The organism is Amycolatopsis sp. NPDC049159 (assembly GCF_040648295.1).
GTDB classification, from domain to species: domain Bacteria; phylum Actinomycetota; class Actinomycetes; order Mycobacteriales; family Pseudonocardiaceae; genus Amycolatopsis; species Amycolatopsis pretoriensis_A.
The window spans coordinates 114095-136551 of sequence record NZ_JBEZDL010000007.1 but is presented as its reverse complement, the minus strand read 5'-3'; the positions used below and the strand labels follow the sequence as shown (position 1 = coordinate 136551).

Here is a 22457-nt window from a genome sequence, read left to right as displayed (position 1 = left end):
TCACTCCGGTGTGGTCGGTTCGGTGTCGACCTGGATCAGCCGCGGGCCGTCCGGGGTCGACTTGAGCTCCTCGTGCAGGTCACCGAGGTCCCCGACGGTGGTGGCGGGGACGCCGTAGCCGGCCGCGATGGCGGTGAAGTCCAGGCCCGGGATCTCCGTGCCCGGCACGTCCGGCGTGCCGAGCAGCTCGCCGAACCACCGCAGGGCGCCGTAAACGCCGTTGCGCAAGATCACGAACGTCACCGGGACGCGGTAGTGCGCCGCGCTCCACAACGCCGTGATGCCGTAGTTCGCCGAGCCGTCGCCGATGACGCCGACGACCGGCCGGTCCGGGCTGCCCATGGCGACGCCGACCGCGGCGGGCAGGCCGAACCCGAGCCCGCCGGCGGCCGGGAAGAAGTACGAACCCTCGCGGCGCAGGTCCATCTGCCGCCACCAGGCCGAATTCGTCGACGTCGATTCGACGACGTACCGGGTGTCGTCGGCCTGGGTCTCGCGCAGGGCAGCGAAAACCTGTTCCGGGTGCAGGGCTTTCGCGCCGGTCTTGGGCTCCGGGTTCGCGACGAACTCGCCGGTCGAGGCTCGCGCGGGCACCCGCGCGAGCAGGGCCTCGAGCACCGGCGCCGGGTCCGCCACGAGCGCCTCGCCCATCGGCGCGCGGGCCGCGGCACCGAAGTCGTCGGTCACCTGGATCAGCCGCGTGCCCTCGGGCAGGTACGCGCCGGGCACGTGCTGGTGGTAGCGGAACACCGGCGCGCCGAGCACGAGCACGAGGTCGTGGCCGGTGAACGCGGCCGAAATCGGGGCGATGCCGGCCGGCAGCACACCGCGGAACAGCGGGTGCCGGTTGGGGAAGGGCAGCCGGTGCGGCGACGGCGCCACCCACGTCGGCAGCCCGAGGTGCTCGGCGAGGGCGACGGCGCGGTCGAACAGCCCGGTGGCGTCGACGTCGCCGCCCAGCACCAGCGCGGGGTTCTTCGCCGCGGCCACGGTCGCGGCGAGCTCGTCGAGCTGGGCCTCCGACGGCGTGAGTCCTCTTCGGACGTTCCGGTCCAGCGTCACGGCCGCGTTCGGCGACAGCTCGGCGGCCCAGTCGTCGTAGGGGACCGAGAGGTAGGTCGGGCGCCGGTGCAGTTCGGCCTCGAACACGGCCTGCGCCAGCGAGCGGGGGACGTCGTCCGCGCAGCTCGGCTCGCCGGCCCAGCCGACCAGCGGCCGCATCAGCTGGGTGGCGTCGACGTTGGCGAGCATCGCCTCCAGGCCGATGGCCGACCGGACCTGCTGGCCGGCGGTCAGCACCAGGGGCGAGCGCGAGTAGACGGCGTTGGTCAGCGCGCCCATCGCGTTGCCCGAGCCGGCGGCGGCGTGCAGGTTGACCAGCACCGGACGGCCGGTCGCCTGGGCGTAGCCGTCGGCCATCCCGACGACGGCGCCTTCGTGCAGGCCGAGGACGTACCGGAAGTTCCCCGGCAGCTCGGCGAGGAACGGCAGCTCGTTGGAGCCGGGGTTGCCGAAGATCGTGGTCAGGCCACGGCGGTCCAGGAACTCGTGGGCGAGCCGGCGGGCGGTGGGCATGGCGCGGGTCCTCCTCGGGCGGGGTTGGACCAGACCCTAGGGAGCCCACCGGCCTGTGCTCCAATAAATGTTGTCGCGTGGGTTCATAGATGGGATCGATGATGCGGGACTTCGACCTCAACCTGGTCCGGACGTTCGTGCTGCTCTACGAGACCCGCAGCGTGACCGCGACGGCGGAGTCCCTGCACGTCACGCAGCCGACGATCAGCTACAGCCTGCAGAAGCTGCGGCGCCGGTTCTCCGACGAGCTGTTCCGCCGCGGCGGCAGCGGCCTGGTGCCGACGACGACCGCCCGCGCGCTCTACGAGCCGCTGCACAGCGCGCTGTCGGGGATCGAAACGGCGGTCAGCGGCGCCTGGTCGTTCGACCCGTCGACCGCGCGGGCGGCGTTCACGCTGTGCCTGTCGGACCTGGGGGAGATCTCGCTGCTGCCCCGGCTGATGGCCGCGCTGCCTTCGCGAGCGCCCGGCGTGACGCTGACCGTCCGCCCCCTCGACGTCGACCGCGCCGCCGACCAGCTCGGCCGCGGCGAGATCGACGCGTTCATCGCGTCCCCGCTGATCAGCTCCCAGCGGGTGGCGCGGATCCCGCTGTTCTCCGAGGGCTACCTGGGGATGGTGGCGCTGGACCACCCGCGCCTGGAAGCCGAGGTCGACTTCGCCGCGCTGGCGGCCGAGCGCCACGTGACGGTGTTCGGCCCGACCGGCCACGACGGCCCCCGCCGGGCCCTGGAGGCCCACGGGCTCCTGGACCGCGTGGTCCTGGAGGTGACCCGCTTCGCGGCCCTGCCGTACCTGGTCCAGGACAGCGACCTGGTGGCGATGGTCCCGCGCCTGGTGGCGGAGATGTTCGCGGGTGAGCACCGCGTCCGCCTGTTCGACCTGCCGATGGACGTCGAGCCGGCGCAGGTTTCGGTGTACACGCGGCACACGCACGCCCGCAGCCCGGCCCAGCACTGGCTTGTGACATTCATGCGCGAAGTGCTCAGCTGATTTAACACGCATTTTTCTTCGCGCCCATTTCCCGCCGAAAGATCTGGGCCGAACGTGTAGTGCCGGATGCGGAACCGATCCAGCGCTGCCTAGTGTCGATCACGGTCCTGGAACCGAACTAGGGAGGAATCCGGTGAAGCTCGTCCGGCTGGTCAAGAAAGCGCTTCCCAAGAAGAGCCTGAAGTCGTACGCCTGGTACGGCTGGATCTGATCACCCGGCCGGTCCCGGTCACCGGGACCGGCCCCTTCCCGAGGAGTCCCGGAACGTGGTCATCGCCCGCGCGTCCCGCACGGTCGTCTTCGCCCCCCGTCTCGAACAACTGCTCGCCGCGCACACCGGTGACAGCGTTTTCCGGCTCGAACCGGACACCATCGGGATCGCGGACCCGGGAACGATGGACGGCGTGCTCCGGGCTCGTCCGGCCAACGCCGAGGAACGGCCCACCTTCAAGCCGGTGCTGGGCCGCGGCGTCACCCGCACCGAGTCCGCCGCGCTGATGCAGGCGCTGGGCGCCGACGTCCGGGCGGCGTTGAAGCGCCCGGCCGACCGGCCCGATCTCACCGGCACCTGGCCGGACGTCCCGCACGACTACCTGCGCCGGTTCGTCTTCGGCCCGGAGCTGCGCCGCTTCCGCGTGCTCGTGGACCGCCGCCTGGAGCTGACGCCGAAGCTGACGTGGTCGGCGGTCACCGCGGGCGCCGCGCTGGTCCGCCCGCCGGCGCCCGGCACCCCGCTTTCCACGCTCGCGCGCCAGGTCGTGGCCGCCGGCAGCCTGGCCGAGCGGCGCTTCCGGATGTACCTCTACCGCCGGGTCGCCGGGCCGATCTGCTTCACGGTGGCGGCCCTGGTCACCAGCGCGGTGTGGCTCGGCGCGCCGTTCGACGACGACGTCCCGAACGAGCACGTCATCCACGAGGCGCTGCGGCTGCTGCCGCCGTCGTGGAACATCCTGCGCGTCCGCTCGCCGGAGTTCGCCGCCGTCGACCCGCGGATCCGGGCCGGGGACGACGTCCTGCTGCTGCCGCTGCTGAGCCACCGGTCACCGGAGCTGTGGGAGGCCCCGGCCGAGTTCCGGCCCCGGCGCTGGGCCGGGCTCGACCCGGACACCCACCCGGGGTACCTGCCGTTCGGGCACGCGAACGAACGCTGCTGGGGCCGGCACCTGGTGCTGCCGCTGGCGAGCAGGCTGCTCGACGTCGTGCGCGCCGAAGGCCTGGCCCCGGACCCGCGCCGGACCCGGGCCCGCGTCGAGCTGGACGGCCTGCTGGAGCCGTCCGGCGTGCGGGTCGTCAGGCCGGGGAGCAGCGGGCGCCGTTGAGGGCGAACGCGGCGGGCGCCGGGTTGCCCCGGCCGGAGGCGCCGTTGAAGCCGAAGCCGACGGTCGCGCCCGGGGCGAGGGTGGCGTTGTAGGAAGCGGCGGTGATGGTGACCCGGTCGCCGGTCTGGCCGAAGTCGCCGTCCCAGCTGTGGGTGACGCGCTGGCCGGCGGTGAACGTCCAGGTCAGCGTCCACGGCGAGCGCGTTTCGCCGCCCTTGTCGGTGACGGTGACGTTCGCGGTGAAGCCGTCGTTCCACTGGTCCGTGACGGAGTAGCGCACGGTGCAGAGCACGGGCTCGGCGGTGGGGGTCGGGGACGGCGGCGCCGAGGAGGTCTGCCGCAGCACGGTGGGGATCGGCGTCGGAGCCGGCTTCGGCACGGGCGTCGTCGAACGCGGGGTCGTCGTCGCGGGGGCGAGCGAGTCGGCCGCCGTCGCCGCCTGCCGTCCCGGCGAGCTTTCGGACGTCACCGCGATGAGCACCAGGCTGCCGAGCACCACCACCGCGCCGCCGGCCGCGAACACCCACCGGATCCGCTGCCCGGCCCGCTGCTGGTGCGCCGCGGCCTCGCGCGCCCGCTGCTCGAGGCGTTCGCGGTAGCCGTCCCCGGTGTCCTCCTCGCGAACCGGCGCGGCTTTGGGCTCGCGGGCGAGCGAGCGCGGGGTCGCCCCGGTCTCCCGGAGCAGCTCGGCGACCGAGATCTCGTCGTCGTCCCGCCGCCGACCCATCCGGAACCTCCCGTTCTGCGGCCCGACCGGCGAATCCTAGGAAGCCGCGGCGACCTTGTAAACCACGTGCACGCGACGTGCACGAGACGGTGATGCCGGGGGAGTTGTCTGGGGTCGTGGCCGGATCACCCGGCCGGTATCCCCAGGAGGTTTCCGATGTCCGAGAAGAAGATCATCGCCGTCGTCGGCGCGACCGGCCAGCAGGGCGGCGGGCTCGCGCGCGCCATCCTCGACGACCCGGAGCGGCGGTTCGCGCTGCGTGCGCTCACCCGCAACCCGGACTCCGAGTCCGCGCGGGCCCTCGCCGCGCGCGGCGCCGAAGTCGTCGCGGCCGACCTCGACGACGAAGCGAGCCTGACGAAGGCGTTCGAAGGCGCGTACGGCGCTTACCTCGTCACGGCGTTCTGGGAGTACAACTCCGTGGAGCGCGAACAGCACCAGGCCCGCGCGATGGCCGCGGCCGCCAAGGCCGCCGGACTGCGGCACGTGATCTGGTCGACCCTGCCCGACACCCGCCTCCACCTGCGTGACGACGACCGCGCGCCGACGCTGCACGGCCGGTACAAGGTCCCGCACTTCGACAGCAAGGCCGAGGCCGAGGCGTTCTTCGCCGAGGCCGGCGTGCCCACGACGTTCCTCTCGACGACGTTCTACTTCGAGGCCTTCCTGGACTTCTTCCGCCCGGTCCGTGACCCCGACGGCGTCGTCGCGCTGCACCTGCCGATGGCCGGCGGCCGGCTGCCGGGCATCGCGGCCGAGGACATCGGGCGCACGGCGTTCGGCGTCCTCGCCCGCGGCCCGGAGCTGGCGGGGGAGACGATCAGCATCTCCGGCGAGAACCTGACCGGCGAGGAGTACGCGGCGGCGTTCGCGAAGCAGCTCGGCACCGACGTCGCGTACCGGCCGATGGACGTCGACCAGCTGCGTGCCTCGGGCGCACCGGGCGCCGACGACCTCGCGAACATGCTCTTCTACTACGCCGAGCACGAAGCCGCGTTCGCCGGCGTGCGCGACCCCGAGGCGGTGCGGCGGCTGAACCCGCGGCTGCAGGACTTCACGACCTGGCTCGCCGACCACCGCGACGCCTTCGGCGAGCTGTGATGGAGTTCGGGATCTTCGGGGTCGGGGACATCGCCACCGACCCCGTGACCGGCCGGGCGCCGACCGAGCACGAGCGGATCGGGCGGATGGTCGAGCTGGCCGTGCGCGCCGAGGAGGCCGGCCTCGACGTCTACGCGACGGGGGAGCACCACAACCCGCCGTTCGTGCCGTCGTCGCCGACCACGCTGCTGGGGTTCATCGCGGCGCGCACGAGCCGGATCACGCTGTCGACGTCGACGACGCTGATCACCACGAACGACCCGGTCAAGATCGCCGAGGACTACGCGATGCTGCAGCACCTCGCCGACGGCCGCCTCGACCTGATGCTCGGGCGCGGCAACACCGGCCCGGTGTACCCGTGGTTCGGCAAGGACATCCGCGACGGCATCGCACTGGCCGTGGAGAACTACGCGCTGCTGCGGCGGCTGTGGCGGGAGGAGGTCGTGGACTGGTCCGGGCGGTTCCGGACGCCGTTGCAGGGCTTCACGGCGACGCCCCGGCCGCTGGACGGGAAGCCGCCGTTCGTCTGGCACGGGTCGATCCGCAGCCCGCAGATCGCCGAACAGGCCGCGTTCTACGGCGACGGTTTCTTCCACAACAACATCTTCTGGCCGGTCGACCACACCAAGCGGATGGTCGCGTTCTACCGGGAGCGGTTCGAGCACCACGGCCACGGCCCGGCCGGCAGCGCGATCGTCGGCCTCGGCGGCCAGGTGTTCATGCGCCGCCGTTCCCAGGACGCGATCGCGGAGTTCCGCCCGTACTTCGACCATTCGCCGATCTACGGCCACGGCCCGTCGCTCGAGGAGACGATGGCCCAGACACCCCTGGCCGTCGGCAGCCCGCAGCAGGTCATCGACCGCACCATGCGCTTCCGCGAGGACTTCGGCGAGTACCGCAGGCAGTTGTTCAACATCGACGGCATGGGCCTGCCCCATTCGGCGGCGCTGGACCAGATCGACCTGCTGGGCGCGGAGGTGGTCCCGGCCCTGCGATCGTCGTCGCGCGCGGCGTGATGCGGGAATACCGGTCCGTCGCCACGGGTTCACCCGGCGTGATGCGGTACGAGCTGCTGGGCCCGGTCCGAGCGTGGCGCGACGACGTCGAGATCGAGCTGGGCCCACCCCAGCAACGAGCGACCCTGGCGGTGCTCCTCCTGCAGGAAGGCACGCCGCTGACCCCGTCCCAGCTGGTGTCGGCCCTGTGGAGCGGCGCCGAGCCCCGGGCGGCGATCGGCATGGTCCGCTCGTACGTGTCCCGCCTGCGCCACGCGGGCGTCCCCATCGAATCCGCGTCCGGCGGCTACGCCCTTGCTGCACCGGCCCTGGACCTGACGGAGTTTCAGCGCCTGCTCGCTTCGGCCCGCTCCTCTGCTTCCTTGAGGGCCGCACTCGCCCTATGGCACGGAACCCCGTTGTCCGGCCTTTCCGGCGCCTACGCGGAGGCGGAGCGAGTGCGGCTGGCGGAGCTGCGCCTGACCGCCCGAGAAGACCTGGCGGCAGCGGACATCGCCGAGGGCCGCCACGCGGAAGCGTCGACGGCCCTGACCGACCTGATCGCCGAGGAGCCGCTGCGCGAGCGTCCCCGCGAGCTGCAGATGCTGGCGCTGTACCGCTCCGGTCGCCAGGCGGAGGCGCTGGCGGTGTTCACCAGCACGCAGCAGCTCCTGGAGTCGGAGCTCGGCCTGTACCCCGGCCCGCAGCTGAAGGAGATGCAACGGCGGATCTTGGCGGCGGACCCGACGTTGACCCCGGTCCAGCCGTCCGGCCCCTCCCAGCTACCACCCCAACTGCCGGAGTTCACGGGCCGCGCCCCGGAGCTGGCGACGCTGGTCGAGGCCCTGAAGCCCATGGATTCGTCGGTCCCGGTCCAAGGCATCGAAGGCCTGGCGGCGATCGGCAAGACAACGCTGGCCGTCCAAGCGGCCCACAAGGTGTCGGGATCTTTCCCGGACGGCCGCCTGTTCGTGGACCTGGCGGCGTCCCCGGACCCGCTGGCGGAGCTGCTACGCGGAATAGGCGTGACGGCGCTGCCCGGTTCGTCCAGCGAGCGCGCGGCTTTGTGGCGAGCCCGGACAACGGGCCTGCGCCTCTTGGTGGTCCTCGACGACGCCCGAAGCGAAGAGGAGATCCGCCCCCTGATCCCAGGCCCAGCCGGCCCGGCGGTGCTCATCACGGCCCGCCAGCGCTTGTACGGCCTGGCGCACACGCAGTGGACCAAACTGGGCGGCTTGAGCCCCTCGGACTCGCTGACGCTGTTGGAGCACCTGCTCGGCCCCTCCCGGCTCGCGGAGGACCCGGCCGCGTCGTTGACCTTGGCGACCCGAACAGCGGGCTTCCCCCAGGTCCTCCAGGCGGTAGCGGCCAGGTTGGCGTCCCGCCCGGCCTGGACGATGTCGGAAGCCCTGGCCCGGTTGGGACGTCCGGCCCCAGGAGCCCCGGTGACACCCCCGGAGTGCTGGGCGATCGAGAAGCCGTACGAGTCGACCCTGTCCCAGCTGACCCCGACCCAAGCCGAGGCGTTCCGATCCCTGGCCTCCCCAACCCCGATCTCGGTCCCCACGGCGGCTTCGATCTTGGGAATACCCCTGAGCGACGCGGCGGTGCTGCTGGAGTCCCTGGTGGACGCCCACTTGCTGGAGCCGTTCGGCACGGACCGCTACCGATACGAGGAGCCGTTGCTGATGTTCGCCCTGGGCCGGCAGGCTGAATCGATGCAGCCTGGCTGAAACCGGGTGATCTTGCCAGAGGGGGCGGGGCGGTGGATGTGCACCCCCCTGAACAAGGGGGAGGGGCGGCCGTATACTCTTTCTTCAGCAGGTCCGAGTGGCGGAATGGCAGACGCGCTAGCTTGAGGTGCTAGTGCCCTTAACGGGCGTGGGGGTTCAAGTCCCCCCTCGGACACACGCACTATTCACCCGCGGAGAGGCCGTCACGTCGACGGCCTCTTTTTCGTGGTCGAACCGCAGGTCAAGCCGCAAGTCTCGGTAGAGCTGCGCCAGCCGGCCCGGCTGACCGTCGGCCAGTGCGGCGCTGACGTTGCCGAGTGAGTCGATCATCGCGTAGATCTCGGCTTCGCCGAGTCCAGCAGGCTCGCCAACCGCCATCAGTTCCGCCTGAGCGGCCGCCCGATCGGCTTGCGCTCGGTTGATGCCCTCGACGACTGCCGACGGGTCCACGCCTGCGGAGATGGCGTTCTGGAACCGCTGCAGCCTGGCTTCCGCGTCCTCCAGTAGCTTTCGTGCTGGCCCGTCATCCGCCGTCTTCGGTGTCGGCTGAGCCTGAACGAGTTGTTCGACGGTCCGCGCGATGTTCTGCCGGTCGAACAGGCCGCCGATCCACTCGTTCAGCGCGTCCCGTAGCGGCTCTTCCTTGAGGTAAATCGTCGGCGGGTGCGTGAGCAGGGCCGGCGAACCTGGCGTAAGTGTCCTGGCTGGGCAGCGGTAATACATGCCGTGCTTCCGTGGGCTGCCCTCCATCTTCCGTCCGCAGGCGGTGCATCGAATGAGTCCGCGGAACAGATACGCGTGCTTGACCGTCCTTCCGGCGCGTTCGGTCTTGCGCGCGGTTCGTAGACCGCCAGCCGCTTTGGCTCGCCGCATCAACTGCGTTTGCGTGAAGTCTTGGACAGACACGATCTCGGGATGTGCAGGCTTGCGGGAACGAACCACCCGATCCGGCTTAGCGCGCCTGAACCGCACGATGTTCCCGGCCGCGACGTCGTCGGGATCAAGCAGCATCTCTTGACGCGCCCACCGCCCGAAGAACGCGAACCCGGTGTAGCGCGGGTTCTCTAGAATCGACCGCACCGTGCTGCCCTGCCAGCCGTCGGCAAGGCGGTGTCGATTCTGGTCCGGCCGCCGCGCCGACGGGCAGGGGATGCCGTCGCGATTCAGCCCGTTCGCAATCGCTCGATCTCCATTGCCGGCGAGGTATTCGGCGAAGATGCGACGCACGACCTCGGCGGCCGACTCGTCGAGGGCGAGCAGACGCAACCGGAATCCCTCTGCTGCCTTTCGCGGGTTTGGATGCGGCCCGCCGTCCACGACGACGTACCCGTACGGTGCCCGGCCGCCCTGGTGACGTCCTTCGTTGACTACCTGCGCGTCCATCGCGGCCCGCACGCGAGCCTGAACGTGCTGCCGTTCCGACTCGCTCATACCGCCAAGCACGCTCATCAGCATCTTGTGCGACGGGTTCCGCGGGTCGAACTTCCCGCCCAACTCCGGCACCCACAGGTCCACGCCGTAGGCGGCGAAGCGCGGCGCAATGAGCGAGAACTGATTCCCGAACCAACACCGGGTGCCCTCGCCGACGACCAGGGCATCCCATCCGCGACGCGGGTTCTTCAGCTGGGCGAGCAACTGCGACGCTTCGGTACGCCGGTCCCACGGCACCGAACGCGACTGCCCGATGTCGAAGAACTCCGCCACGATCTGGCCGCCCAGTGGCTCGACGAACTTCCGCGCGTTCCCGAACTGCCAGCCGCGCGAGGTCTCCGGGTCTTGGTTGTCCTCCGTCGAGCACCGCCCGTAGGCGGCCAAGGCGCCGATCCCTGCGTCTACGGGCTCGGCTACCTCCAGCCCGAGGATTTCGTCTAATTTCGACCACGGGTCGCTGATTTCAGCGGACATCGGTCGCCTCCCTCGCAGGTCCGTCGAGCACCGGTACCTCAGTCAGTTCGATCAGTACGGCCAGCAACGCGCGCGCAGCTGCAGGCGTCAGCTGAGGCAATCCCGCAGGTAGGATAACGCGATAAGCCGGACCTTCCACCCGCGCGCTCATAACGGGTCACCGGTCCCGGTGGGTTCGCCGCCGTCGCGAACCCGCTCTACGGCTCGGCGGATATCAGCGGTCAGGTAGCCGCGCACCTGCCGCGTCTCACCGTCTTCGCTGGTCACGCGATCACGCGTTGGCCGGCACCCCACCTCGCTCATCTGCTGGGAGAACGTCCTCCGGTCCGCGTCCATTGCCTCCAGCAGCTCGGCCGTCGGCACGAAGTCGCGACCGTCGGGGCCGAGGTCGTCACCCAGGTAGGTGACGAGCGATGCAAGCGGTTCGGGCAGCTCGGCCCTCGGTGCGGCCGTGCCCGCGCCGAGAGCGTGCGCGACGGCCGCATGGTCGAGCGTCGGCATGGTGTCCTGGCCGGCCGCGTGCCCGGTGAGCGTCCCCTCGGCCTCGCGCAGAGCGCGCCCCTGCAGGCAGATGGTCTGCCAGTCCTCGTTCGGCATGTAGTACGTCCGGACCGTTATAGCCAGCACGTCGGCGCCGGCTGCCGTGTCGCCGTCCGGTCGTAGGACACCTACGCCCTTGTGCGAAGCCAGCAGTCGCGAGGAGTCGAAGCCGCGGGTGTTCATCTGCTCGCCGAGCACGATGTTCGAGTCGCGCCAGTCCATCACCCGCAGCGCGAACCGCGACCCGAGGACCGCGCGGAGGCCCGACGGGATGGTCTTAGAGTCCGGCCGCTGTGTGGCCAGGACGAGCACGATCCCGGCAGCCGGCCCCTTCTTCGCCAGCCACGTCAGCAACTCGCCGACGTACTCGCCCGCCGTGAGCTTCTTCCCTTGTACGTCAACGGGCGTGCGGTCTTCGAGCGGTACCTGAACCTCGTCGATGAAGATTGCCGTGATCGGCATGTTCAGGGTCTTGTCCCGCGACATCTCCGGCGTCACCTTCGACTCCGGGCACACGATGTCGTCGAGGTCCCGCATGCGCCGGTACCGTCCTTGAACCTCGGCAACTAGCTCGACCAGCCAGTCGACGAGTGCCAGGACGTGCTCGGGTTCGTCACCCGCCATGAAGCGGTGGGCAACCTGAGCGGCCGCGATCCAGTCCTTTCCGGCCTTGAAGTCCGCCACGTAGAGCCGTACCCACGCGTCCAAGATGAGTCCGCTCGCCGCCAGCCGAGCGGCGAACGTCTTACCCTGTCGGGGAATCGCACCGATCAGCAACGACGTCCACACAAGCGGAAGGTCGATCCGCCTGTCTCGTGCGTCGCGTCCGAACGGGACCGCCCGCCACGCGTCCCAGCGCGCCACGCCGAGCAAAGGCGTCTGAAGGGGAGGCCGGGCATATGGGTCCTCATCGGCGACCCACATCGAGATCCGACCGGCGTGCCCGCCGTTGCCGCGCACGCGCTCGACGATGAGCTGAACTTCGTCTACCGCGAGCGCAGACGCCAGCGCATCCCGGTTCTTCACGACGTCCGCGGCCTTGCGCGTGGCCGGCAAGTCCACCGTGACAGCCCATCCGTCGCCAACGCGCGTCGCCCGCTCGACCAAGCGAAGCGTCTCATCCTTACCGATCAGTTTCGCGTCTCGGAACGCGTCCACGAGAACCTGCGGGTCCATCGTCCACGTCAGCGTGCGTGGCCCCGCGAGCGCGGGCTTCCGTCCCGGACTGCCGTCCTTGCGGCGGCCCAGGACCGCGAGCGCCAACGACGCGGCAGCCCCGCCGATCCACAGCGGATCGGCGCCGTACAGCAGATTGACCACGGCGACCACCAACGCCGCGACGGCGACCACGGCGCCGGTGACCTTCCAGCGGAACAACGTGAGTTCGCGGATCTCCGTGAACTTGTCGGCCAGCTTCTCCGACTCCTCGGCGGCCGTCCGGTAGTCGTTGACCTTGACCCACCCGCGCCACGAGCGGACGCCGACCACGATCCCGCGGACGACCGCGCCGACGTACCGGACCGGCGACTTGACCACCCAGACCACGGCATCCTTCGCAGCCTGGATCGCTTGCGGCTTGCTCTTAAGCCACAGGGGCACGCGCGGCGAGTGCTTCCACCACCGAGCGAACTGGCGTCGTACTGTCCGGGCGCGCGGCTGAGGCAGGGTGTCGTCGATCAGTTCGCCATCGAGCACCGGGCCGACATGCTCGACGTCCCCTGAAGCCATCCGGGCGAGCCTGGCACTGCTGTTGACCTCGGCATCCGATTCAGCGGTCATGGCGCACCTCATCCGCAAGCGCGGTGGCCAGCCGAGACGACAACCCGCGCGAGCACCCGGTGACCTCCCGAACCCAGGCCGGCGTCACCTTCACGTCGGGCGTCCAGGCTTGACGCGCCTCGGCGAGGTAGTCGGCGAACAGCCGCCGCGCAGGCCGTTCACGGGCAGGCGGCGGCAGTTCATGAACGTTCGTGGCGTTCACGTGTGCTACCTGAACGGCGTCGGTGAGCTTGTCGCGTAGGTCGGTGACGGCCTCGGCCGCGACGAACACGACCATCGGCGGCACGGAGTGCAGCACCACACCGGCCGGCGATCCGCCCGCCCACGACGACCAGGTGTTCATGACGTACGTGGCCGCCAGCGTGAGCCACTTCGCCGCTCGGACCCACGGTCCGGTGTGGACCTGGTACCGGGCGGTCACCTGTTCCGCTCGCAGGATCGCGAGCAGCACCAGGCACACGGTCGGCTCCAGCAGCCAAGCCGTCAGCCAGGGCAGCGACCCGAAGGCAGCTCCGGCGGCAGCGAACCACTGCACGTTGGCCGTCGTGAACGCCAGGCCGAGGACGATCCCGGCCCAGCACAGCCGGTCGACCTGAGTCCGAATTCGCTCGACTTGCAGCGCGACCACGTCCGGGTGGGTTCGCCAGCGCCGGACGTCTGCCGCTTCAGCGGCGTCCTTCGCGAGCTGCTGAGCGCGGGGGAGCTGTTCACTCATCGGCGACCACCGCCCCGGCGCGTGGTGTCCAGCGACGTCACGGTGAGAGCGCGCGTCAGGACGTAAGCCGCGACCAGGTCCGGCGCGCCGAGCACCACGAGCAGCGTCGGGTTCCCCGGGTGCGTAATCACGGGCCACTGGACGCCGACGAACGCCGAGCCTGTGAACAGCACCCGCCCGGCGAGCGAAACCACTCGGGCGCCGGCTCGCGCGGTCTCGGCAGCACGGCGCGCCTTGCGTGCGCCGAACCGCCATACCGTGAACAGGGCAAACAGCACCGCGAGGCCGGCGAGAATCTGCGTAGGCGACAGGGTGAGCGTCATCGCGCCTCACCACCCCGACGCTGCAGCCAGACGGGGTGCAGGGCCCGCCGGTCGGTGTCCGGCAGCGCGCCCCACACGCCGAGCGTGTCCGGCCCGGCGGTGCGCAGGTCGAGTTCAAGGCACTCATCGATCACCGGGCAGCCGGCACAGAGCCGCGAGGCCAACTCCCTATCCGGCGGATCGTCCCCGGTCAGCTCGGGCAGCTCAGCCGGCTCGAACGCCCAGAAGCACAGGCCGTCCCTGGCCACCACATTCGTCAGCACGTCATCGGGCACAGCGGCATACCGGTCGAGCCGAGCAGCGATGGCCGCGTAGTCGTGATCGCTCATGGGGCACCACTGCCGAGCGCCCGCCGCAGCTCGGCGGCCGGGATGACGACCCGGGAGCGGCGCCGCACTGCGCGCAGCTCGCCGACCCGGATAGCGCGATGGATGGAGTTGAGGTCGACACCGAGAAGCCACGCGGCGTCGGCTGGTGAGTAGAACGCCGGGCCACCGGCGTCAGGAAGTTTCTTCTGCATTTTTGAAGTCCCTAAAGTCGGCACGCTGATTTGAGCGCGAAATATGGGCTGATTTAGTCGCACGAAGGCATGAGAATGGTCCGAATGCGCGACGCGGTGTGGATCTCGGCGCCGTCGAATCCGTCAAGCGCTAATGTCGGCGCTGAGGCGGACCACGGAGGAATGGGTGTCGGAAGACTGGGCGGCGGTCGCGAAGGCCATCAACGAGCGCGTACACGAGCTCGGGTGGAAACAACGCGAGCTGGCCGAGCGCTCGCAGGTCTCCCAGGCGATCGTCCGCGAGATCCAGAACCACACCGTCGAGCGCAAGCGCAGTGACCGGACGTTGGAAGCGCTGGCCGTGGCGCTCGGCCTGCACCCGCAACACCTGCTCGCCGTGCTGCACGGCCGCATCCCGCCGGCCCTGGGGCAGCCCCGCGAGAACATGGAAGACGCCGTGTCGGCACGCCTCGCCGCGATCGAACAGCGGCTGACGTCGATCACCGAGCAACTGGCCGATCTCACCGAGCTGCTTCGCCGCGATGGGAAGCCCCACGCCTAGCGCGAGTCCTTTGTGGTGGGCGGCCGACTCGGCAGCCCGCCGGTGTTTCTTGTCGTGTGTCATGCCACTAAGAAACGGCATTTCCGCGCAGACCGGCAGCTGGCAGCGGATGACAAGCCCCGTGTTATCTCTTGTTATTTACGCAGCTCAAGGCGCTTATATGGCGGTCACGTCATGACCTCGACAACTGCTTTGCAAGCGGCCCGCAACGCGCTCGGCTGGAGCCAGGAAAGGCTCGCACGCGCAATCAACGCGCGAGCAGCGGCCCACGGATTGCCGGAGCGTTCGGTCCCGAGCCGAAAGACGGATATCTCCCGGTGGGAGAACGGGCACGTGATGCCTGAGCCGCCGATGCGCGCGGTCCTACGCGAGATCTACGGCCGTACCGATGACGACCTCGGGTTCCCGTCCGGCGACTTCGTCGGCCCGTCCGGTGACGAACTCGCCGAGCGGCTGATCATCGCTCGCCGGGTAGACGAGCAGACGATCGAGCTGTTCCGCGAGGAGGTGATCAGCGTCCGCCACGCCGACCGCCGGTTCGGCTCGGCGGCCCGGCTCGAACGGCTCCGCGGACAGATCACCGAGGTAGAGGGCCTGCTCAGGCACACAATCTTGCGCCGCGACCGTGCACCGTTGGCAAGCGTGCTCGTCGAGGCATCGACGCTGGCCGGCTGGAATTCGCTCGACATCGGCGCGCTAGACCAAGCGTGGACGCACTACGAGCGTGCGAAGTACGCCGCGATGGAGTCCGGCTCGGCCGCCCTGCTCGCCCACGCCACCGCCGAACAGGCATTCGTCCTTATCGACGTGGGCAACGTTGACGACGCGCTCGCCCTGTTCGCGGAAGCGCGCTCGATTGGCGAACGGGCTCCAGAGCTATTGCGAGCCTGGCTCGCAGCCGCCGAGGGGGAGGGGCACGCGATCGCTGGCCACCGAGACGAAGCGCTCCGCTCGTTCGATGAGGCCGACGCTTTCTTGCCGAACGAGGTCGTGCACCCCGAACTCCCGTTCGTCTTCCTCGGCGGCAGTCACCTCGACCGCTGGCGCGGAAACGCCCTCGTCCACCTCGGAGCGCCGGAAGCGATCGAGCACCTCGAGCGCGTGGTCGACGGTATCGGGTCGACTTCGTTCGTCCGGGCCGGCGCCGCGGTGTACGTGGATCTCGCCCTGGCGTACGGCGCGGCTGGTGACCGAGAGGCCGCCAGGACCTACGCGCTGCAGGCCCGGCGAGTCATCTCCCAAGTTGGTTCGGTGCGGTTGCGCCGTCGGCTCGAACGGCTCGTACTGCCAGGGTCACGCCCGGCGTGAGTTGAGGTAGTAGAGCAGGGACACCAGCGTGCCGGAGCCGAGCAGTTCCTGACGCTGCGCAAGCTCGTTGACCCGCGACAACGGCACCCACTCAACCCGGCCGACCTCTTCGGTGTCGGTCGGATCGCCGACGTGCTCGGCCTGACGCCACAGGTAGACGTCGACCGGCGCGGTGACCTGCCCGGGAAGCGGCTCGAAGCTCACCAGGTGCTCCGGCTCGCCGACTGGCTGCCAGCCGGACTCCTCGGCAGCCTCGCGCGCGGCGGTTCCGGCTGAGTCGTCGCCGTCGTCGACCATGCCGCCCAGCAGTTCGAAGCCCCATTGCTCGGTGGCGAACCGGTAGCGCCACAGCATCAGCGCCTCATCCTGGTCGTTCACGATCAGCGCTATGGCGATCCTGGCCAGGTGGACCACGTGGTAGTCCCAGCGTTCGCCGTTCGGCGCCTCGACGTCGGTCAACCCGACCTTGACCCACCGGTTGTCGTAGACCAGCCGCTCACCGAACGTCTTCCACGACCCATGTTCGTCAGCCACGCCGCGAGCCTACGGGCTGGCGGCTGCCGCTCGTACCGCCCTTCAGTTCGCTTGCCCGACGAGCCGCGCGATCCGACGTTGCTGCCGGACAGAACCGATTTCGACGGCCAGCGCCCGAGCGCGCCGAGCGTGCGCGCGTCCCTCGACGCGCTCGCCCATCGCGAAGAACGCCGTCGCCAGGTCGACTCGCAACGCCGTCTCCGCGCGCGTGAACGTCGGATCGAGACGGCTCAACGCGGCGGAGAGCACCTCAACGGCGTCCGGCTCGCCGATCCGGGCGAGCGCGTGCCCCCGCCACCGCGCCAGATGGACAGGATCGAGCACGACGTAAGGACCGTCCACCGCGGACACGTCGGCTGGCAGCAACCCCGCGGCGCGGTCAAAGGCACGCATGCTCGCCGAGCGCTGCCCGTCCGCGGCGAGGGCTTCGCCGTGTGCAGCGGCGAGCCACGACCTGAGCAGGCGGCCGGCGACGCGCTGAGCCCGCCGCTCGGTGGCGCCCAACAGCTCGACGGCCGATGCCGTCTCGTCGACGTCAAGCAGCACGAATGCCTGTTCAGCGGCTGTGTGCACCTCGAATGCCGCGTCACCGGACTCGCGGGCGGCCGCTTTGGCTCGTTCGTAGAATTGCCAGGAGTCGCCGACGAACCCCATGTCGAGCTGCTGCCAGCCGGCGAGTGTGCCGAATTCGGCGAGCAGGGCGCCGAGCTGGCTCCGAACCACCGGAGTCAGGCTGTGCGAGCGGAGGCGCGTGATCTGCCGTACCTTCGTGGACACCTCTTCGTGCGCCGTCGAGGCGCCCAGCTGCCGGTCAAGACGACGCACCGCGGTCAACTGGTCTTGAAGCAAGGCCAGGACGTCGGCGTTCACACGGCGAGCAGCGCTGAGCCGCTGCCGCAACTCCTCTTCACCCGCCTCGACCGGCCCGCGGACGACGTCAGGGGACGCCAGCAGGTCGTCAATCGAGAGGCCGAGCATCCTTTCGAGCAGGCGGGCAGTCGCGGGCCGCGGACGCCCGACCGGAGACCCGTCCGGCTTGCGTCCCGCGATCAGGCGCTGGAGGTGTCGCACGCTCAGCGTGCCGGGTTCGCCGAAGGTGCGCGCGAAGCGCTCGGCATCCTCGACGAACTCGGCGAGCGTCTGACTCCGCTCTCGGAGCTTCAGCTCCAGAATGGTGCGCGGCAGCTCGCCGGTCCCGTCCTCCGCCGCCATCACTGCCCCTCCTGACGTGCCGCCAGCGGTATGTCCTCGCTAAGTCGTCCGCGCGACCTGGCGCCTATATGAGCGCGCAAGTCAGGCTGATTTCAGATCTTACAACTCGTAGTGGCTGGTCAGCCGGTAGGTAGCGGAGGGGTACGTGAGCGACGTAGTACGGCAGGGGAGGGCCGCCGGACTGTACGTGAGTTGGCACCGGAGCGAGGTCGACGACCGCGATCACGCAGTGACCGACGAGGAGTTCTCCCGAGGTCGGCGCGACGCGCTCGGCCAGTACGAGGGACTGTGCGGACACGTGGTGCTGCCGACGTCGATGCTCGTCGCGCCCGGCCGGCCGTGCGTCCGCTGCCGGGCGTTCTTGGCAGCTCGGACCACGCTTCCGGCAGTCGAACGGCGCCTGCACCCACCGCGGCATCGCAAGCCGTCGCGCTGGCGTCGCCTCTTCCAGCACGTCCCGGAGGTCAACGTGCCTGAACAGGTCCAGTCGCACAGCGCCCGCACTTCTCGCGCTCGCGGGTCCCAGACTCCGGCGGGGGCGGGTAGCGCCCCGATCGCGCCCGTCCTCGCCGGACGCCACGAACTGCGGAGCGAGCGATGACGACCAGGTTGATCATCGCGCGCCCGGTACCCGGCACGGTGGGCGAGACTCGCCGCGTGGTCCACCTGTTCCCGCTGCCGGCCGACGCCGCCATGCCGGAGCGCCTGACCGCGTACTGCGACGCCACGTTCGGCCCCGGCGAACTGGAGCTGCTGGAACGCCCGCTCGGGATGCCGTGCTTGGTCTGCCTCCAGCGCTCACCGCGCCCCACAGGCGAACTTCCGGCGGCCGAGTCGTGACGCCACCAGTGCGGTCCGTTCTGCCGACGTTTCAGCAGGAGCTCGACCCGCTACTGCTCATGCCAGTCCGCCTGTTCATTGCGTGCTTACTCGCCGACGGTGAGTGGAGCGACGACTTCGCCGTTCGGAGCGCTCTGCAGCTTTCTGAACGACCCTTCGTGACGCATGTCGAGTGCCTGCGGGCGGCGGGTTACCTGGAGGTCCGCACCCAAGGGGACCGTAAGAAGCTCCGCTTGACGCCTCTCGGCGGGGATAGGTTCGCCGAGCACGTCGGCGCGCTGAGCCGGGTCACGTTCGCCGCTGTCAAACTCCTCCCAACCACGCGCCGCCCCCGGGACGACGTCGAGCTGTGACGGGCAAGAGCGGCGTCTCGAACGCTGGCCTTCAGGCCGGTTTGAGGCCAGTCGTGACGGCCGTCGCGACGGCCGTCACCGCCGTCACCAACGCCATTTCCGCAGGCTGGCCGAATTGCCGAGTCGTCACGCCAGATGGTGACACGACAGCTGCCCTGGACGGCATGTGACGGCCGACATACTCCAGTACGTCCGCGGTGGCCTCTGTCAGATGCTCATCGAGACTGAGACGGTTCGCGACGAAGAGGTGCACTCCAGGCTGCATCGACTCGCGTCGAGATCAAACTTCGGATTCGATCAGGTAAACCAGACGGCTGGCGCCCGCGTCAGACACTGCGGTCTGGGTTGAAGGAGGCGTGCGAATGGGCAACAAACCAGTGAGCGGCAGTTGGACAGCTGGCAACGCCAACGACGACTCGGTGAGCACGCGCGGCTGGCTGGTGGGGCACTTCATCGACTCATCGGGAGGCGTCCGTGTCACCGAGGACGTCGAGGTGAAGTGGGCGCATCACCCTGCAGGCGACAAGCGCCCGGCGTGGACGTCGGGCGACCAGCGCACCACCCTCGTAATCCTGATCGCTGGCGAGTTTCGCGTGGACGTCACAGGCGGTAGCAGGACGTTGAGCCGTCAGGGAGACTACATAATGTGGAAACCAGGAAACAACCATTCCTGGGAAGCTTTGACAGATTCCGTCGTTCTGACCGTGCGTTGGCCCTCGGGGAAAAGACTCGATTCGACGTCGACAGCTACTTGACCCGAGTGCTGTTCGTCAAGTGTCAAAGATAGACGGAAAAGAAGCCTGTTCCATCACCTATTTTTGGCCCGTCTCCCGCATGTCTGAGTACGCCCGCGCTCTGGCAAGCGTCTCTGACGCAAGGTTAAACTGCTTGGTCAGGGCATATAGTCTCGACATATTAGTCAGAACCATATGCATTCCTGTAAAAGACTCAAACTCCTGGAATGTTTTCAGTGCAGTCTTGTACTGCCCAAGTGCTTCTGCGTATCGTCCCTGCTGTGAGTATAGGTTACCGAGATTAATGAGCATCATTGCGCCATTGTATGCGTCATTGACATCCTTCGCAGCCTGGATGGATTCAAGGATGAATTTCTCGGCTTCGATCCAGCTCCCTGTCTGGCTCAATGCTGTTCCAAGCTGGCCAAGTGTGGACGCTTCTGCCTGGCGATCTTCGTTTACCTGGTGATATTCGAGTGCGTTCCTAAAGTATGGAATAGATGCCTTTGGCTGACCGGACTCGCGTAGGGCTATCCCAATATTGGTAAGAATGTACCCGGTGCTTCCGTATGTTCCATGCTTCTCGACAAGCTTCAATGCCCGCTTAAGAGGGCCAATACTCAAAAACGCGTCGCCGCGCTGCCTTATTGATTCACTCAGTCCGGTAAGCAGCCTGATCTCATGGTCTGGTGTATCGCAGGTTCGGGCGATTCGAAGACCTCTGGTGAACGTTCTAATTGCTTGGTCGTACCTTTGCAGCGAGTTCTCGGTGAGGCCAACATTGTTCAGCGCTGCAGCCAACTTGTCCGAGTCGTTGAGTTGCTCAGCTGTCGACACGGCAAGATTTGAGGTATACAAGCGCAACGCATGATTATTCTTGGCTGAGAGAACGGAGCCCGTCGAGATGGCGAGCGTCCAAGACGTCGTCAGACGTGACATCTTCGATGCTAGATGTATGCAAGAGACGACTGTGGAGATCTCATGCTCAAGCCAGTCGTTTGCGGCCTGCCTGGTTTCGAAATGCGTATCCTTAGAGTGCCATTCCGCGGCCGCGACTGCAGTCTCTTCATAGTAATCGAGAAGTCGATTATTTGCGTCGTTGACGGCGCTCTGATCATCTACTTCTGAGAGCTTATCGGCCGAGTAAATTCGCACTAGGTCGTGTAACCGCCATCGATCACTCGTGGCGCCGGGCTCGAATAGATGTGCGTGCTGCAGGGCGCGAACTAGTCGGCGAGTCGTGATAGAGCGACGCGCAATGAGAGAAGAAAGAGACGCCAGTGAAAGCTCCTCGCCAGGATGTAGAGATGCAAATCGCAGTAGTCGTGCAGTTTCTTCATCGAGTCGGATGTAGGAAGCTGTCAGTGCGGCATTAACCATGAGATCGTGATACTGGAGAGTCTCGAGGCGATCAGCCTCGGAAGAAAGCTCATCTGAGAGTTCGCTCGGAGAAAGGCCGGGGTCTGAGAGGAGGATAGCCGACGCTATCTGTAGTGCTAAAGGTAGCTCGCCGCATAGCCGAGCAAGGCGACGGAATTCGCCCTCGTCTCGATCTGGATGATCTTTGGCTCGTTCGGCAGATAGCTGCATCAGCATGTGACAAGCTTCAGCGTTCTCTAATTTGTTGATTCGGAGGGCTAAACAGTTCGGCAACCGACCTTCAAATGCCGATCTCGAAGTAATAATCACCCTGTGTTCACCTGCGCGAGGTAACAGGGGCTCGATCTGACTTACGTCAGATACATTGTCGAATACGAACAGAATCCTGGTGCCGGATCGAGCTTTGGTCTCAAGTACCTCGTGGTATTTCAAGACCATAGAACTTGGTTCAAGGTTCGTTTCGTGTTCACCTAAGGCGTAGATTATTCCAGGAATTACTGAGCTGGGTTGTACTGCCTCTGATACATCTAACGTATACCCGCGAAAATCTACAAAAACTGAACTTCCGACGAAGTGGCCCCGGTCCACGGCGTCGTTTGCGGCGCGGTTTGCAAGTGCCGTTTTTCCTGTGCCCGCTAAACCTGAGATCAGGCTGATCTTGGGACTATTAGCTTGAGTTCCGGTCAAAAAGTTTTCAAGTATCGAGATGTCGCTATCGCGTCCGAACAATCTCGTAGAGGCTCCCCTCTCAGAATGGGGAGAAATCCTCCTTGCTAAGAGCAGGTCCTGAGAGATCGCTGCGACTCTAGGGCTTGCTGCGGAACTAGCACTAGGAATGTCTAGGAATTGCTCACGCACTGCATGCATGGCGGGAGCATCAAGGATGGCAACGATTCGCTCAAGGTGTAGTAGTTCAAGTTTCTTATCGACTGATTCTGCTAGCGATTCTCTCTCTTTTAGGGTGATTTCCTGATTCGTGACAAAAACTAGTCCTACCGCGTTGTGTTGTTGCACGCCAGCGTAGTCGGCAAGCAGTTTTGCTTTGATATCCGAAAAGCTTCTCTGCCCTCGCGGGAAGTAAACGGCCATGATCCACGATTCACCGTTGCGCTTCGCATGTGCGTCACGCTTGCCGTCGGGGCCTCCAAGCGGGTGGCTAGGGTCGATGTCCGTGAACATCTGGCTGAGCAGAACCTGCGCGGCGAGCCGCTCTGATCGCGCTTGGCCGTTGGTCCATTCGCGCAGGCGATGCCAGGTCTCGTCCCATCTGAGCGACATATGGCCATCCTACCTCATATGAAACAGGAGCAACTAGTTCTTACGCAGGTTAG

At 67.8% G+C, this 22457-nt stretch carries 23 protein-coding genes and 1 tRNA gene; 12 read left to right on the top strand and 12 right to left on the bottom strand.

Going from position 1 to position 22457, the window contains the following annotated elements; all coding sequences use genetic code 11:
* Positions 1 to 1575 carry a benzoylformate decarboxylase gene (gene mdlC, locus AB0B33_RS15330; RefSeq protein WP_360771543.1) on the bottom strand — a complete coding sequence of 525 codons (1575 nt, stop codon included), beginning with the start codon at positions 1573 to 1575 and terminating at the stop codon, positions 1 to 3.
* A gap of 89 nt (positions 1576 to 1664) precedes the next feature.
* Between mdlC and AB0B33_RS15325 the strand changes: the two genes are divergently transcribed.
* The 3 genes from AB0B33_RS15325 (at position 1665) to AB0B33_RS15315 (ending at position 3886) form a co-directional block, all read left to right on the top strand.
* A complete protein-coding gene (locus tag AB0B33_RS15325; protein WP_360771540.1) occupies positions 1665 to 2567 on the top strand; it encodes a LysR family transcriptional regulator in 903 nt (300 codons plus the stop codon).
* 133 nt (positions 2568 to 2700) lie between these two features.
* Positions 2701 to 2778 (top strand): tryptorubin family RiPP precursor, encoded by a 78-nt coding sequence (locus AB0B33_RS15320; protein WP_360772027.1) that lies wholly within the window; start codon positions 2701 to 2703, stop codon positions 2776 to 2778.
* Between the two features lie 55 nt (positions 2779 to 2833).
* Complete coding sequence (locus AB0B33_RS15315) at positions 2834 to 3886, top strand: cytochrome P450 (protein ID WP_360771537.1); 1053 nt, start codon at positions 2834 to 2836, stop codon at positions 3884 to 3886.
* Here the strand turns inward: AB0B33_RS15315 and AB0B33_RS15310 are convergent.
* Positions 3858 to 4613 (bottom strand): cellulose binding domain-containing protein, encoded by a 756-nt coding sequence (locus tag AB0B33_RS15310; RefSeq protein WP_360771534.1) that lies wholly within the window; start codon positions 4611 to 4613, stop codon positions 3858 to 3860. The two genes, AB0B33_RS15315 and AB0B33_RS15310, sit on opposite strands and share 29 nt — an antisense overlap.
* A gap of 156 nt (positions 4614 to 4769) precedes the next feature.
* On the opposite strand from AB0B33_RS15310, the gene AB0B33_RS15305 reads away from it, so the two are divergent.
* From AB0B33_RS15305 to AB0B33_RS15290, 4 genes are all read left to right on the top strand, one after another.
* Complete coding sequence (locus tag AB0B33_RS15305) at positions 4770 to 5714, top strand: NmrA/HSCARG family protein (protein ID WP_360771531.1); 945 nt, start codon at positions 4770 to 4772, stop codon at positions 5712 to 5714.
* Complete coding sequence (locus AB0B33_RS15300) at positions 5714 to 6730, top strand: CE1758 family FMN-dependent luciferase-like monooxygenase (RefSeq protein ID WP_360771529.1); 1017 nt, start codon at positions 5714 to 5716, stop codon at positions 6728 to 6730. Before AB0B33_RS15305 ends, AB0B33_RS15300 begins: the two co-directional genes overlap by 1 nt.
* A 41-nt stretch (positions 6731 to 6771) precedes the next feature.
* A complete protein-coding gene (locus AB0B33_RS15295) occupies positions 6772 to 8442 on the top strand; it encodes a BTAD domain-containing putative transcriptional regulator (RefSeq protein WP_360771526.1) in 1671 nt (556 codons plus the stop codon).
* Between the two features lie 91 nt (positions 8443 to 8533).
* Positions 8534 to 8617, top strand: a tRNA-Leu gene (locus AB0B33_RS15290).
* On the opposite strand, the gene AB0B33_RS15285 is transcribed toward AB0B33_RS15290, so the two are convergent.
* From AB0B33_RS15285 to AB0B33_RS15260, 6 genes are all read right to left on the bottom strand, one after another.
* Positions 8599 to 10347 carry a recombinase family protein gene (locus AB0B33_RS15285; RefSeq protein WP_360771523.1) on the bottom strand — a complete coding sequence of 583 codons (1749 nt, stop codon included), beginning with the start codon at positions 10345 to 10347 and terminating at the stop codon, positions 8599 to 8601. The two genes, AB0B33_RS15290 and AB0B33_RS15285, sit on opposite strands and share 19 nt — an antisense overlap.
* 147 nt (positions 10348 to 10494) lie before the next feature.
* Positions 10495 to 12666: a cell division protein FtsK gene (locus AB0B33_RS15280; RefSeq protein ID WP_360771520.1), complete on the bottom strand. Its 2172-nt coding sequence runs from the start codon at positions 12664 to 12666 to the stop codon at positions 10495 to 10497.
* Positions 12656 to 13381, bottom strand: coding sequence for a hypothetical protein (locus AB0B33_RS15275; protein WP_360771517.1), 726 nt, complete (start codon positions 13379 to 13381; stop codon positions 12656 to 12658). The genes AB0B33_RS15280 and AB0B33_RS15275 overlap by 11 nt, the downstream gene beginning before the upstream one ends.
* Complete coding sequence (locus AB0B33_RS15270; RefSeq protein WP_360771514.1) at positions 13378 to 13704, bottom strand: hypothetical protein; 327 nt, start codon at positions 13702 to 13704, stop codon at positions 13378 to 13380. Before AB0B33_RS15270 ends, AB0B33_RS15275 begins: the two co-directional genes overlap by 4 nt.
* Entirely contained in the window at positions 13701 to 14033 is a 333-nt protein-coding gene (locus AB0B33_RS15265) for a WhiB family transcriptional regulator (protein ID WP_360771512.1), read from the bottom strand. Before AB0B33_RS15265 ends, AB0B33_RS15270 begins: the two co-directional genes overlap by 4 nt.
* On the bottom strand, positions 14030 to 14224 hold the full coding sequence (locus AB0B33_RS15260; RefSeq protein WP_360771509.1) for a helix-turn-helix domain-containing protein: 195 nt from the start codon (positions 14222 to 14224) through the stop codon (positions 14030 to 14032). Before AB0B33_RS15260 ends, AB0B33_RS15265 begins: the two co-directional genes overlap by 4 nt.
* Before the next feature lie 166 nt (positions 14225 to 14390).
* Here AB0B33_RS15260 and AB0B33_RS15255 point away from each other — a divergent pair, with 166 nt between their 5' ends.
* Positions 14391 to 14765, top strand: a complete 375-nt coding sequence (locus tag AB0B33_RS15255; protein WP_360771506.1) for a helix-turn-helix transcriptional regulator — start codon at positions 14391 to 14393, stop codon at positions 14763 to 14765.
* A 174-nt stretch (positions 14766 to 14939) separates the two neighbouring features.
* The gene (locus AB0B33_RS15250; protein WP_360771503.1) at positions 14940 to 16073 is read left to right on the top strand and encodes a tetratricopeptide repeat protein; all 1134 of its coding nucleotides are present in this window, start codon (positions 14940 to 14942) and stop codon (positions 16071 to 16073) included.
* Here the strand turns inward: AB0B33_RS15250 and AB0B33_RS15245 are convergent.
* Positions 16059 to 16607, bottom strand: a complete 549-nt coding sequence (locus AB0B33_RS15245) for an NUDIX hydrolase (protein WP_360771500.1) — start codon at positions 16605 to 16607, stop codon at positions 16059 to 16061. The genes AB0B33_RS15250 and AB0B33_RS15245 overlap by 15 nt on opposite strands.
* A 42-nt stretch (positions 16608 to 16649) precedes the next feature.
* Positions 16650 to 17819 (bottom strand): hypothetical protein, encoded by a 1170-nt coding sequence (locus AB0B33_RS15240; protein WP_360771496.1) that lies wholly within the window; start codon positions 17817 to 17819, stop codon positions 16650 to 16652.
* A 597-nt stretch (positions 17820 to 18416) separates the two neighbouring features.
* Between AB0B33_RS15240 and AB0B33_RS15235 the strand changes: the two genes are divergently transcribed.
* Complete coding sequence (locus tag AB0B33_RS15235) at positions 18417 to 18659, top strand: hypothetical protein (protein WP_360771493.1); 243 nt, start codon at positions 18417 to 18419, stop codon at positions 18657 to 18659.
* Between the two features lie 59 nt (positions 18660 to 18718).
* Positions 18719 to 19012 (top strand): transcriptional regulator, encoded by a 294-nt coding sequence (locus AB0B33_RS15230; RefSeq protein WP_360771490.1) that lies wholly within the window; start codon positions 18719 to 18721, stop codon positions 19010 to 19012.
* Positions 19013 to 19043: 31 nt separating this feature from the next.
* Here the strand turns inward: AB0B33_RS15230 and AB0B33_RS15225 are convergent, their stop codons facing one another.
* Complete coding sequence (locus AB0B33_RS15225) at positions 19044 to 19265, bottom strand: hypothetical protein (RefSeq protein ID WP_360771488.1); 222 nt, start codon at positions 19263 to 19265, stop codon at positions 19044 to 19046.
* Positions 19266 to 19374: 109 nt separating this feature from the next.
* Here AB0B33_RS15225 and AB0B33_RS15220 point away from each other — a divergent pair, with 109 nt between their 5' ends.
* Positions 19375 to 19767 (top strand): signal peptidase I, encoded by a 393-nt coding sequence (locus AB0B33_RS15220; protein WP_360771485.1) that lies wholly within the window; start codon positions 19375 to 19377, stop codon positions 19765 to 19767.
* Positions 19768 to 19824: 57 nt separating this feature from the next.
* On the opposite strand, the gene AB0B33_RS15215 is transcribed toward AB0B33_RS15220, so the two are convergent.
* Positions 19825 to 22404, bottom strand: a complete 2580-nt coding sequence (locus AB0B33_RS15215; RefSeq protein ID WP_360771482.1) for a tetratricopeptide repeat protein — start codon at positions 22402 to 22404, stop codon at positions 19825 to 19827.
* Positions 22405 to 22457: the final 53 nt, after the last annotated feature.